We start from the raw sequence: 11,897 nt of genomic DNA, 5'->3' as shown, positions 1-11,897 counted from the left end.
CACCATGGTTGTCTCAAATTCGGATGCCGAATTTTACATGACGCCTTAGCGCGACAGAGCCCGCGAGCTTACCTTGCCGCACTCAACTTATCGCGACAAAATCGGCTCCTCCGAACCATATTTCACTGTTGCCGCGACAAATCGAAGATGAGCGCCGCTTCGACCCATTTCTCGCCCGGTGGGGTCCATGGCGTCGGGACCTGGAAATTCCACATCAGGCGCTGCCATTCCGTCAGTACCGGATCGTTTGCTTCAGCATCCGCCATGCGCTGAGCGCTGAAGATTGTGTCATCCGTCTCCATCAGCATACATAGCCGGGTCCCCAGCCGGAAGATTTCCATACAGGTGATGCCCTGACTGCGGAGATGTTTCGCCACCTCCGGCCAAATCTCGCGGTGCATGGCCTCGTACTCGGCGATAAGATCAGGGGAATCCTTGAGGTCCAACATCAGGCAGCGTCTCATCGCGTTCTCCGACGGTCGTGTAATTTGCTGCGCTTTCTGTGCAGCGTAATGCTGTGATTCAAACCTGTTTTTCCTCGATGCGCCATAGACAAAGCGGTTTGGCACGCCTTTCATGCTCGAGGCCGCCGATGACATGCTAATGACTGAACCGCAGCCTTTCTCCAGCATCGCAGGCAGGAACGCGCGAATGGTGCGATACATCGCCTTCGCGTTAAGGCAACCTGGTACGCGGGCCAGCAACTCGCCTTCGGGGGCATTCCAGCGTCCCTTCACAGTGGTTTAACAAACTTCACAAGCGATAGAATGCTCTGGCGTTCGCACCGAAAACCGCGTCGCGCGCCGCGTCCGACAGTGACGCAAGCAAAGCGGTCGCCACCGAATGCCATAACAGATAATCGCCGTTCATGTTGAGCACAGGCCAGTCACTGCCCCACATCAGGCGCGCCGGACCGAAGGCATTCAGCAAATGATTGACATACGGCCGTAGGGTCTCTTCAGTCCAGCCGGGTGCGGCTTCGCTTGCAAGACCCGAAAGTTTGCAATGGGTATTCGGCAGGCGCGCGAGGCGCGTGATGCCGTCGGCCCACGTTCGCCAGCCGGCATGGCCATCACGGACCGGCGGCTTCGCGCCATGATCGACGACGATGCGCAACTGCGGAAAGCGCGCCGCAAATGTCTCGAGCCCATCGACGTGGCGCGTGAAAATCAGCGCGTCGAAGGCGAGGTCATGCGCGAGCAGCGCCTCTACGGCGGGCGCTAGTGCAGGATTCGCGATCCAGTTGTCATCCGGCAGGTCTTGCAGCATCGGGCGCACACCCTTGAACTTCGGATCGCGTGCAAGCTCGGCGATTAGTGCGGGTGCTTCGGGCACGAGCATCGGCACCCAGCCGACGACGCCCCCAATCGACGACTCACGCGCCGCAAGCGCCAGCAGGTAACGGGTCTCCGCCAGAGTCGGCGCGGCCTGCACGACGATCGTGCGTTCGATGCACGCAGCAGACGCCAGGGGTGCCAGATCTGCCGGCAGGAAGTCACGCCACAACGGGCCCAGCTCGGGGGTGAGCCATCCGTAGTCGCCGCGGCTGCGCTGCCAGAAATGCTGATGCGCATCGATCTTCATGAACGCTCCCGTGCGAGCTCGCGGACATGCGTCGCTGCCGCGCACTCGCACGGCACCGGCGCCCGTTGATCGATCAAGCCGAGTTCTTTCAGCTCACCCCAGAACGCGGGTGGAATCGGGAGCGCGAAACTGCGTGCGTTATCGATCATTTCGTCCGGCGAACGCGCGCCCGTCACGATGCTTTTCACCGCCGGGTGTGCATACGGAAACTGCAACGCAGCAGCGCTCAGCGGTACGCCGAACGTATCGCACACTGCGACCAAACACTCGACGCGAGCCACAATTTCCGGCGGCGCGCTCGCGTAGTTGAACGCGGGGCGCGAGCCATCCGGACGGTGTGCGGAAGCGCCACGTCCGCGCGCGAGAATGCCCGAATTGAAAGCGCCTCCGATCAGCACGCCAACGCCTCGTGCGTCGCAGATCGGTAACAGGTCGTCAAGGACAGTCTGCTCGAGCAGCGTGTACCGTCCCGCGAGCAGCGCGCAGTCGAGATCGAATTCGCGCAACGCATCGACGATCACGGCACTCTCATCCACGCCTAGCCCCACTGCGCGAACGACGCCCGCCGATCGCAATTCGTCCAGCGCCTTGAATCCGCTGTCCGAAAGTTGACGCCAGTAATGCGCCGCTGTCTCCGGTTCGTTGCCGTGCGTATAGCTGCCGATGTCGTGCACCAGCAGCACATCGATACTTGCCATCCCGAGGCGTTGCAGACTGTCTTCGAACGAGCGCAGTATGGCGTCGCGCGTGTAGTCGAAACGCACCTTGAACGGAAACGGATTCGCCCAGCCGCCTGGCGAGACGGCTGCGCCGCCCGCGTCGGCAGGTGTCAGCATCCGCCCTGCTTTGGTCGATAGCACGAATTCGTCGCGGTTGCGACTTGAGAGCGCGGCGCCCAGCCTGTGTTCGCCCTTCGTATAGCCGTAGAACGGCGCCGTATCGAAGTACCGCACACCAGCATCCCAGGCTGCGTCGACTGCGGCGAGCGCCTGTGCGTGGGTCACGTCGCGATACATGCCAGCGATGCCCGCCGATCCGAAACCGAGCGCGCTGAACCGCAATGGGGTGGGACGCTCGCGCATGCCCGTCACCGCGTCTCTCCCAGGCTGCGCGCGGTCCATCATCCGCCTCCCGCAGCGACACGCGCGGCAGGCGTACCGATCGACTTGTGCACGTGCTGGCTCGCGCCAATCACATCCCAGTCCCAATCGATGCCGAGACCAGGCTCATCCGGCGCGACCGCATACCCCTGCTCAATCTTCACACGCGAGCCCGTGAGAGTGTCGATCTGCGGGATGTACTCGACCCACGCGGAATTCGGCACCGCGGCGCACAGGCTCACATGCAGTTCCATCAGGAAATGTGGGCAGATCGCGATGTTCATCGCCTCGGCAAAATGAGCAATCTTCAGCCACGGTGTGATGCCGCCGACGCGCGCCACGTCTGCCTGCACGATCGAGCAGGCGTCTGCCTTCATATATTCGGCGAACTGCGCGGGGTGATACATCGATTCGCCGACCGCGACCGGCACCGCTGTGGCTGCGCTCAGTTGCCGATGGCCGGCGATGTTTTCGGCGGGCAGCGGTTCCTCCAGCCATGCGAGGTGCAGCGGCTCGAACGCGTGCGCTCGCCGCAGCGCCTCCGAGAGCGTGAACCCCTGATTCGCGTCGACCATCAACTCGAAGCTGTCGCCCACTGCTTCCCGCACGGCCGCAAGTCGCCGCACATCTTCGGAAAGATGCGGGCGCCCCACTTTCAGCTTTGCGCCGCAGAATCCGATTTCCTGTGCCTGCAGGGTCTGCTCGACAAGTTCGCTCTCCGGCAGGTGCAACCAGCCGCCCTCCGTCGTATAAGTCCGCACGCGCGGCTTCGCACCGCCTGCCGCAACCCACAAGGGCAGTCCGGCCACGCGCGTATTGCGATCCCACAGCGCGGTATCGATTGCGGCAAGCGCGAGACTCGTGATCGCGCCGACCGCGGTCGCGTGCGTGTGGTAGAACAGATGCCGCCAGATCGCTTCATATTCCGCGGGATTGCGGCCGATAAGTTGCGGCGCCAGATGGTCGTGCAGCAACGCAACGATCGACGAGCCGCCCGTTCCAATCGTGTATGTGTAGCCTGTACCGGCGCTGCCGTCACTACAACGGATCGTGACCAGCACCGTTTCCTGAATGACAAATGACTGGATGGCATCCGTGCGCCGCACCTTCGGCTGAAGGTCGACCTGCCGGATTTCTATCGTTTCGATGAGGGTCATGGTTGTTCTATCCTTTGACGCCGCCAAGCGTGAGACCTGCAATCAGGTGTTTCTGAACGATAAACGTGAGGATGATGGCCGGAATGATGATGATTACCGCCATGGTGCACATGCCGGCCCAGTCCACCGTGAACTGCGCAGTAAAATCCATCAAGCCGACGGGCAGCGTTTTAGTATCGGGGCTGCGGCACAGTTGCGACGCCAGCGCGAACTCGTTCCAACTAGTCAGAAACGCGAAGATCGCAGCCGACGCCACGCCCGAGCGGGCGAGCGGCAGTTCGATATGCCAGAACGCCTGCCAGCGGCTGCAGCCGTCGATCTGTGCGGCCTCGGCGAGTTCTGCCGGCACTTCGCGAAAAAACCCGTCGATCAGCCAGACCGTGAACGGCACGTTCATCGCGAGGTAGACGATAATCACGCCGATATGCGTGTCGAGCAAACCCGTCCACGCCCACAGCATGAAGATCGGTAGCGAGAGCGCGATGCCCGGAATCGCTCGCGTGAGCATCAGCACTACAAACAATAGCTTCTTGTGGCGGAACTCGAAACGCGCAAACGCATAGCCGCCGGCCACCCCGACCACGATCGCAGCGACCGTGCTCGCTAGAGAAATCACCACCGAATTAACGAAGTACTGGCGAATCGGCAGCGACGCCATCCCGCCAAAGCCGAACACATTGCGAAAGTTGTCGAGCGTATAACTGCCGGCATCAAGCAGTGGCTGATTCGACAGAATCGCGACATTCGAGCGGAAGGCATTGAGCATGACCCAAAGGCCTGGCAAGCAGATGACCGCCATCACGAGGAAGACGGCGAGCCACAGAGCGCCCCGTCTCATCCGTGCTTGCAGCGAATCGAATGTAGAAGCGTGATTAAAAGTAGTACTCATGATGTCAGGCTGACCCCATGTGTTTGCGCGCTGCGTTGAGCTTGCGGAAAAAGTACAGCGTGAACAGCACCGATACGAGCACGGACACGTAGCCGATGGCATTTGCGTAGCCCATGCGTGAGTCGTCGTAGGCGATGCGGCCTACCATCGTCCAGAGCAATTCGGTACGTCCGCCGGGACCGCCGTTGGTCATGATGCGCACGATGTCATAAGCCCGGCCGACGTCCAGCGAACGAATCGTCATCGCGATATAGATGAACGGCATCAAGTACGGCAGCGTCACGTAGCGGAAAGTTTGCCACGGCGTGCAGCCGTCGACTTTGGACGCTTCGATCGGATCCTTCGGCAAAGCCATCAGGCCAGCGAGCAGAATCACCGCGAACACCGGCGTCGAATTCCACACCTCCGCCGCGATCAACGAAGCAAGCGCCCATTGCGCATCGACCAGAAACGGAATCGTGGTCTTCAGTCCGAATACCGTTTGCAGTACATGATTGACGACGCCCGTGCTGTCGTTAAGCATGAACTTGAACTGAAAGCCGACCAGCACCGGCGAAAACATCATCGGGAACATCATGATGGTGCGCAGCGCGCGCTGGCCTTTCACAATCTGGTTGAGCAGCAGCGCGATCCCGAGGCCGAGCAACAGTTCCAGATTCAACGCAATCGTCAGGAACAGCACGGTACGACCGAACGCGGCCCAGAAATCCCCGTTCGCAAACGCGCGCAGATAGTTTCGCAAACCGACGACATTCCAGATCGTGTCAGGATCGATGAGCCGGTACGCGGTGAAACTCGTGTAGAGCGAAAAAAGCAGCGGCAGCACAACGACGATCGCTACCGAAACAAACGCCGGCAGCAGCAGCCTTAGCGGCGCTGCCATGCTCTCATGCAGGGCCGGTCCGGGGGATTGCACGGCAGGCGAATAGCGGATATTGAATCGCATATTGGAGCGCATATTGAAGCGGGGAAAAGCGGATCGACTGCATGGCGCGGCGCGCGGGCCGTGCCATGGATGTCACTAGTTGGATGCGTCCTGCATGATGTCGGAAACTTTCTTCGCCGCATCGTCAAGCGCCTGCTGGGCCGATTTGTCGCCAATCAGCGCCTTCTGCAATTCCGGCCACAGCGCATTGGATATCTCGTCCCATTGCTGGATCCGCGGAGGCGTAAAGGCGTCCTGCTGAGCCGCCGTGCTGAACACAGAGATCGCATGCGCCATATACGTATCTTGTTTCGCCTCGAACTCTTTCACGACCGCTTGCTGCGCATCGACCCGCGACGGGATCGTCCCGAGCCGCGCCTCTACCATCTGCGAATCGAAGCTGGTCAGGAACTGGATGAAGCTCGCCGCGACTTCCGGGCGGTCACAGGTCTTCGTGATCGAAAAGCTATGCGAACCTGACCAGCCGGGCCGCTTGTTGGCAGTGCCTAGCGGCGCCGGCACCACGCCGACCTTACCGACCATTTTGGAAGTCTTCGGATCGTTGTAGAACGAAGCGAAGCCTGGCCAGTCGAGATCCAGCGCCACTTTGCCTGCAGCGAAGTTGTTGCCGAGATCGTCCCAGACATAGCTCGGCACCCCCTTGGGTACGGCCCCCGCCTTGTATAAATCCACGAACCAGTTCAGCGTTTTGACACCGATCGGCGAGTTGAACGCCGGACGGTTTTTTCCATCCAGCAACTGGCCACCATTGGCGATCAACAACGAATAGAACGTGCCGGTGATCGCTTCGTCCTTGCCGGGAAACTGCGTGCCGTAAAAGTTCGGCGCTTTGGTGAAGAACTTCGCCTGCTGCGTGAATTCAGCATAGTTCCTCGGCGGCGCGAGCGGCTCGCCGAACTGCTTCTGATAGGCACTCTGGTTGACCTTATCGGCGTAGGCCGCCTTGTTGTAGTAGAGCGCCTCAATATCGACCGAGCGCGGAATCTGCACCAGGTGTCCGTTGATCTCGGACTGCTTGAGCAAGCTCGGTGAGAACGCCGCGAGATAACTGGCCGGGAACATGCCCTTCAGATCACGGAAAATCGGGTACTGTGCGGAAAAATTCGTATGGTTGGACGACATGCAATAGTCGATATGGCCGGATGCAATGTCCTGCTTCAGTTCGCGATCGAGCTCGAAATGGCTCTTGCGCGACACGATCTCGACTTTCGCACCCGTCTGTTTTTCCCACAGCGGAATGCGCGCATAGAGCGCCTCATACTGGACGCCGCCGATCAGCTTGACCCGCAGCGTGTAGCCCTTGAATTCGCCGTCGGCATGTGCGAGACCCGACGCGACAACACCCGCGAGCGCAAATACCGAAGCTGCGAGCCTGAACATGGTTTTGTAACGCATCCTTGTCTCCTCTTGTATGGGTTCCGCCGTGGACCACGCGGCTCGCCGGCGGCAACTGTGTAACGCGAGCCCGCGACGGTTTGGCTCGCAATCCTGTTTAGCGCAGCCGTCGCCCGCTGGTGCGGTCGAACACGAGTACTCTGGCGGGGTCCGCTAGCAGCGAGATGGTAGTGCCGGCAAGCACATCGGTCCGGCCGTTCAGCATGACGCAACAGGCCTGGCCGGCGACCGTACCGAATAGTTCGGTCGCCGCACCGGTAGGCTCAACCACTTCGAGCGCGAACGGCATGCCGCCTGCGCCAGCAAGGCTGAGATGCTCGGGACGAATCCCGTACGTCACCTCCTGTCCCTGCGCGGCGTTGACGGGCGGCGCAGGGAACGCGAGCTCGCCAATGCGCACGCATGCGCCGTCCCCCTGCGGCTCGTAAATCCCCTTGAAGAAGTTCATCGCAGGCGAGCCGATGAAGCCCGCTACGAAGAGATTGTCAGGATCGTCATATAGCGCAAGCGGTGTGCCGATCTGTTCGATCACGCCACCGTTGAGCACGACGATGCGGTCTGCCATCGTCATCGCCTCGATCTGGTCGTGAGTCACATAGACGGTCGTGGCGCGCAAGCGCTGGTGCAGGGCCTTGATCTCCGCGCGCATCTGCACGCGGAGCCTCGCATCGAGATTCGAGAGCGGCTCATCGAACAGGAACACCTTCGGGTCACGCACGATCGCGCGGCCCATCGCCACCCGCTGCCGCTGACCGCCCGACAGATGGCGGGGATGACGATCTAGCAGATCCTGCAGCCCCAGCATCGTAGCCGCCTTTTGCGCCCGAGAGGCAATCTCCTGCGGATCGCGATTGCGCAGCTTGAGCGCGAACGTCAGGTTTTCGAGCACCGTCATGTGCGGATACAGCGCGTAGTTCTGGAAAACCATCGCGATATCGCGATCGCGCGGCGGCCGCGCATTGACGATCTCGCCGTCTATCACAATGCGCCCATGGCTGACGCTTTCGAGGCCCGCCAGCGCACGCAGCAGCGTGGATTTCCCGCATCCGCTCGGCCCGACCAGTACGAGAAACTCCCCGTCCGGAACCTGCAGGTCGATCTGCTTCAACACCTCCTGCTCACCAAACGACTTTCTGACCTGCTCGAATGCTACGGCTGCCATCCGCCCTCCTTCCCGGGTTATTCAGTAACCGGCCGTTGAGCGCAACTGACCACTCTCGCCCGACGATTAGGTAAATTGTATATATGAAATGATGTTTTATTGATGAAAACATTGTAGGTGTTTTCCCCGTCCGTCAAACGGATTGTTAGGCGCCCACACAGCATTCAGTCGCCCTACAATCCGTCTGGTCATCATGTGCGCCATTTCATCTGCGATTTCAGGAGGAAACTTGAACGCCAACGCAACGCGCTATTCGGCGCCGGCACTGGAAAAAGGTCTGGACATCATCGAGCTGCTGGCGGACCACGCGGAGGGTTTGTCTCTGGCGGAACTCGCAAAAGAGCTCGGCCGCACCACCGCCGAAATATTCCGGATGGTCGTGACGCTGGAAACACGCGGCTACCTGCACACGATCGGCGACCGGTATGTTCTGTCGCTGCTGCTCTTCCAGTTGGCGCACCGGCATCAGCCAGTGCGCTCGCTAGTATCGACCGCACTGCCGCTGATGACGCAACTCGCCAAGCAGGCCGGGCAGTCGTTTCACCTGTGCGTGTATCAGAAGGGACGCGTGCTGATCGTCGCAGGCGTCGAAAGTCCGGAACGGTGGGGCTTTGCGTTGAAGGTCGGCACGTTGATAGGACTCACCGATACCGCGTCAGGGCAGGTACTGCTCGCCTTCCAGGAAGAACCGCAACGCGTCGAGATGCTCGAACTGCATGTTCCCGTGGACGGCGAACGGGCCGTGGACCCACAACGGCTTGCGAAGGACCTCGCGCAGATCCGCAGGCACGGCAACGCGCGCATGTCCAGTCGGCAGGTCAAGGGGGTGAAGAATCTGGCCTACCCTGTGTTCGGCTTGGACGGTCATGCCATTGCGGCGCTGACTACCCCATATATCGAGCGAATCGACGATGCCCCTGTGCCGTCGATGGCCGACGTCGGTGACATGATGAAGCGCGCCGCAGAAACCCTCACTTCATTGATGGGCTTCAATGTCTATTGGGATGCAGCTTCGCAGCCCGCGCACCAACCCGAGCCTCGATGAGACCGAAGATATCCGTACGATGCATCGCACAGATGCGTCCATCACATCAGAAAGCTTTGTCACATAACGCGTTGGGTATCATGTGCCATGACAATACGAACGATCGGACGCTTGATGACGACTTTGAATCCAGCCGTGGCACGAGCGCTTGGCCATCAAGGGGTTTTGTCGCAGTAAGGCTCGCGTAGAAAAGATGATCGATATGCGAAGTACTGCTTATGTTGCCAGTTCGTAGAATTGATCGGCGGCGGACGGATGGGTTCCGCGAGCACACGTCATCTGTCCTTTGCCAATCATATGCATGACTTCGATGCCGCCCAGCAGAATCCGGGCGCAGCGAAAAGTCTTGAACCCCAGCATGGGTCGTGTGCGTCGCTTGATCGCCCTATGGTCCTGCTCGACGAGATTGTTGAGATATTTGGACTGGCGGATCTTGATGGGCATTGCACGATCAGCATTGATAGCTTCGAGGGCGGCGAGATTGGCGCCGCTCCTGTCGATGGTCACAGTGTCGGGCACGCCATTCCGAGCGATCGATTTCTCGAAGTATCGCCGGGCCGCGGCTTTATCCCGGTGGGCGCGTAGCAGGAAGTCGATGGTGTTGCCCTCCTTGTCGACGGCCCGGTAGAGATCCCTCCATTCGCCCTTGATGCGAATGTACGTCTCGTCCATGCGCCAGCTTTTCCAGACTGGCCGCTTGCGGCGGCGGAACGCCTTCTCCAGCACAGGCAACAGCTTGAGCGCCCAGCGATGCACGGTCGAATGATCGACGCAGACTCCACGCTCAGCGACCATCTCTTCAATGTGACGCAGGCTCAGCGGATAGGCCACGTACCAGCGCACGCACATCAGGATCACGTCGAGCGGGTAATGCAGGCGCTTGAGCACTCGGGCCACCGGCGGATTCAACGTCGTCATCAAGCTTTCAGCCGTTCATGTTGTTCCGCACATCATAGCGGATCGCCTTATTGCAACAGAACTGGACAACCTGATTCCCGTCATCGTGGGCCGGAAATGGCAAATTGCTAAGGGCTACCATGCCGTCGAACTTCGAACAACGTCCAAATCGGCGCTTCCGCCATTTTACGATGGATCGTGCGTCACTCTCTGTCTGAATAGCGCTGGCGACAAGCAACGAATTTATCCATTGCTCGGTGTTTCGTCCCTGCCCGATGGTTACGTGGTAGGCATGAGACAAGAAGGTGATGGCAGAACGGATAGTCTGCTAACCAGGTTTCCGTTGAATGAACGAGACGAAGTGTTTGTCGGCACCCCCAACAGCCCGCCGACAATTTTGGACGATCGTGCGCGACTATCCTTTTTGCTGGTGGAATAGGCGCAGCATCGATCGCGGGAATCGCGAAGCGGCTTGCATCGGCGGGTCAAAGGTTCGAGGTGCACAACTTCGCCCGATCGGCCGACCGCGCAGTTCTTCGAGAAGAATTTGACGCGCTTCGAAGTCACGGTGAGCTCTATCACCATTTCGGCCTGTCCGATGATCTATTCGCGCAGAAGAGTTCCCATGCATTGAGTCCAGCTCATGCCAACACACAGATTTACTGCAGCGGCCCCCCCGCTTTCATGGATCTCATTGAGCGCCAAGCCCCCGAATGGGTGTATGCAGCGAACGTTCATAAAATCGCCCGTGGCGACCAAAAGGCATGGTCAGTGGCAGTGTGACGGCACGGTAACTGAGGCGCGCTTTCCGCAGCTGGTGCACAATCGCTCGTCGGTCCCGCCCGCTCGCGCCTATCTGGGGCTGTGGAATACTCGTGAGCCGCTTGGACGGTTCTTGAACCGTGGGTTGACGTCCTGCGCATCTGACCGGTGGCGACCCGTTTCTGACAATCGGCTTTCTCAACAACGGCCACTCAATCGAGGCGACTTCTCAGGAGGGAAGCGATCCCTTTTCGCGACACGACGCCCTGTATGACCACCACTCAGTACCAGCCAGCGCTGTGCCTCTCACCGAGAAGGCCGATACCGTTTCACGGCCCCCCCGGGAAGCCCGCGTTTCGCCTGGCCGGGCCAGGCGCGACGATCCGATTATGCTGGCCCGTGATACCGTTCACCAGCCGCGCTCGGTCTTTTCACAGGAAGCGTCATGGACAGAATGACCACTACATGCAACTGCGCACTGTGCGATAAGCCGTTCGCCTCAAACTCCAACTGTCATTCGCTCACGCCGGGTCGCCTGCCGCTTGTCAGGCACTGGAATCATTGGCCCGCGCCGAATCAACCCGTGTCGAGCGCCCGCTTTCCCAGCGCAACGACTTCCGCTGACGACCCGACATAGATAGGTCGTCCGAGAGGAAAGCATATCAATGGGTTCGGTATATGCCGCAGGCTATCCGCAGGAACTGAACCTCGTCCCCCGTTACTGCTTCTCCGGCATGACCGATGAGTGATGACTTGTAATTAGCCATTGCGCCCCATCCCAATGATAGGTGTAGGTGTAACGGGCCTTAATAACCGCTCCAGTGCTTGCGAAGGTGAATGTGTAAAGCCCGGCATCCACGGCAGAATTGCACCCCAGGTCAATGTAGCGGAAGTCAATCTTCCCGGATGGACGATCTTGTAGAAAATGATGAAAGTAGTCCTCTTTGTCAGCGACCGTCA

Annotated in this window: 11 protein-coding genes and 2 pseudogenes; 2 read left to right on the top strand and 11 right to left on the bottom strand. The window is 59.8% G+C overall.

Translation table 11 applies throughout. From position 1 onward, the window contains the following. Window positions 1-122: 122 nt before the first annotated feature. The 9 genes and pseudogenes from PQR02_RS38215 to PQR02_RS38175 form a co-directional block, all read right to left on the bottom strand. Window positions 123-464, bottom strand: a complete 342-nt coding sequence (locus tag PQR02_RS38215) for an L-rhamnose mutarotase (protein ID WP_408243018.1) — start codon at window positions 462-464, stop codon at window positions 123-125. Between the two features lie 72 nt (window positions 465-536). Then, window positions 537-680 (bottom strand): annotated as a pseudogene (locus tag PQR02_RS38210) (SDR family NAD(P)-dependent oxidoreductase); the annotation flags it as partial. 73 nt (window positions 681-753) lie between these two features. Next, window positions 754-1,584, bottom strand: coding sequence for an amidohydrolase family protein (locus PQR02_RS38205; RefSeq protein WP_408243017.1), 831 nt, complete (start codon window positions 1,582-1,584; stop codon window positions 754-756). Then, on the bottom strand, window positions 1,581-2,705 hold the full coding sequence (locus tag PQR02_RS38200) for an aldo/keto reductase (protein WP_408243016.1): 1,125 nt from the start codon (window positions 2,703-2,705) through the stop codon (window positions 1,581-1,583). Before PQR02_RS38200 ends, PQR02_RS38205 begins: the two co-directional genes overlap by 4 nt. Continuing rightward, window positions 2,705-3,841: a mandelate racemase/muconate lactonizing enzyme family protein gene (locus tag PQR02_RS38195; protein ID WP_408243015.1), complete on the bottom strand. Its 1,137-nt coding sequence runs from the start codon at window positions 3,839-3,841 to the stop codon at window positions 2,705-2,707. The genes PQR02_RS38200 and PQR02_RS38195 overlap by 1 nt, the downstream gene beginning before the upstream one ends. A gap of 7 nt (window positions 3,842-3,848) precedes the next feature. Further along, window positions 3,849-4,679 (bottom strand): carbohydrate ABC transporter permease, encoded by an 831-nt coding sequence (locus PQR02_RS38190; RefSeq protein ID WP_408243014.1) that lies wholly within the window; start codon window positions 4,677-4,679, stop codon window positions 3,849-3,851. Window positions 4,680-4,734: 55 nt separating this feature from the next. Further along, window positions 4,735-5,613, bottom strand: a complete 879-nt coding sequence (locus tag PQR02_RS38185) for a carbohydrate ABC transporter permease (RefSeq protein ID WP_408243013.1) — start codon at window positions 5,611-5,613, stop codon at window positions 4,735-4,737. A gap of 138 nt (window positions 5,614-5,751) precedes the next feature. After that, window positions 5,752-7,071, bottom strand: coding sequence for an ABC transporter substrate-binding protein (locus tag PQR02_RS38180; protein WP_408243012.1), 1,320 nt, complete (start codon window positions 7,069-7,071; stop codon window positions 5,752-5,754). Window positions 7,072-7,168: 97 nt separating this feature from the next. Beyond that, a complete protein-coding gene (locus PQR02_RS38175) occupies window positions 7,169-8,233 on the bottom strand; it encodes an ABC transporter ATP-binding protein (RefSeq protein ID WP_408243011.1) in 1,065 nt (354 codons plus the stop codon). Between the two features lie 229 nt (window positions 8,234-8,462). Between PQR02_RS38175 and PQR02_RS38170 the strand changes: the two genes are divergently transcribed. After that, window positions 8,463-9,278, top strand: a complete 816-nt coding sequence (locus PQR02_RS38170; RefSeq protein ID WP_408243010.1) for an IclR family transcriptional regulator — start codon at window positions 8,463-8,465, stop codon at window positions 9,276-9,278. Between the two features lie 216 nt (window positions 9,279-9,494). Here PQR02_RS38170 and PQR02_RS38165 read toward each other — a convergent pair whose 3' ends face one another. Beyond that, a complete protein-coding gene (locus PQR02_RS38165; protein WP_408243009.1) occupies window positions 9,495-10,196 on the bottom strand; it encodes an IS6 family transposase in 702 nt (233 codons plus the stop codon). Here PQR02_RS38165 and PQR02_RS38160 point away from each other — a divergent pair. Then, window positions 10,159-10,614 carry a ferredoxin reductase domain-containing protein gene (locus PQR02_RS38160; RefSeq protein ID WP_408243008.1) on the top strand — a complete coding sequence of 152 codons (456 nt, stop codon included), beginning with the start codon at window positions 10,159-10,161 and terminating at the stop codon, window positions 10,612-10,614. The two genes, PQR02_RS38165 and PQR02_RS38160, sit on opposite strands and share 38 nt — an antisense overlap. A 1,041-nt stretch (window positions 10,615-11,655) precedes the next feature. On the opposite strand, the pseudogene PQR02_RS38155 reads toward PQR02_RS38160, so the two are convergent. Continuing rightward, window positions 11,656-11,897: pseudogene (locus tag PQR02_RS38155) on the bottom strand (DUF4440 domain-containing protein); the annotation flags it as partial.

The sequence above is a fragment of the Paraburkholderia sediminicola genome (assembly GCF_046026895.1).
In the GTDB taxonomy this organism is placed as follows: Bacteria; Pseudomonadota; Gammaproteobacteria; order Burkholderiales; family Burkholderiaceae; genus Paraburkholderia; species Paraburkholderia sediminicola_C.
The sequence above is the reverse complement of the archived record's forward strand: the minus strand, read 5'-3'. Positions and strand labels throughout refer to the sequence as shown.

What these genes read in the sequence shown, in the direction of transcription:
- PQR02_RS38215 (WP_408243018.1), bottom strand. Translation starts at nt 464, where the DNA reads ATGAGACGCTGCCTGATGTTGGACCTCAAGGATTCCCCTGATCTTATC.
- PQR02_RS38205 (WP_408243017.1), bottom strand. Translation starts at nt 1,584, where the DNA reads ATGAAGATCGATGCGCATCAGCATTTCTGGCAGCGCAGCCGCGGCGAC.
- PQR02_RS38200 (WP_408243016.1), bottom strand. Translation starts at nt 2,705, where the DNA reads ATGGACCGCGCGCAGCCTGGGAGAGACGCGGTGACGGGCATGCGCGAG.
- PQR02_RS38195 (WP_408243015.1), bottom strand. Translation starts at nt 3,841, where the DNA reads ATGACCCTCATCGAAACGATAGAAATCCGGCAGGTCGACCTTCAGCCG.
- PQR02_RS38190 (WP_408243014.1), bottom strand. Translation starts at nt 4,679, where the DNA reads ATGAGACGGGGCGCTCTGTGGCTCGCCGTCTTCCTCGTGATGGCGGTC.
- PQR02_RS38185 (WP_408243013.1), bottom strand. Translation starts at nt 5,613, where the DNA reads ATGGCAGCGCCGCTAAGGCTGCTGCTGCCGGCGTTTGTTTCGGTAGCG.
- PQR02_RS38180 (WP_408243012.1), bottom strand. Translation starts at nt 7,071, where the DNA reads ATGCGTTACAAAACCATGTTCAGGCTCGCAGCTTCGGTATTTGCGCTC.
- PQR02_RS38175 (WP_408243011.1), bottom strand. Translation starts at nt 8,233, where the DNA reads ATGGCAGCCGTAGCATTCGAGCAGGTCAGAAAGTCGTTTGGTGAGCAG.
- PQR02_RS38165 (WP_408243009.1), bottom strand. Translation starts at nt 10,196, where the DNA reads ATGACGACGTTGAATCCGCCGGTGGCCCGAGTGCTCAAGCGCCTGCAT.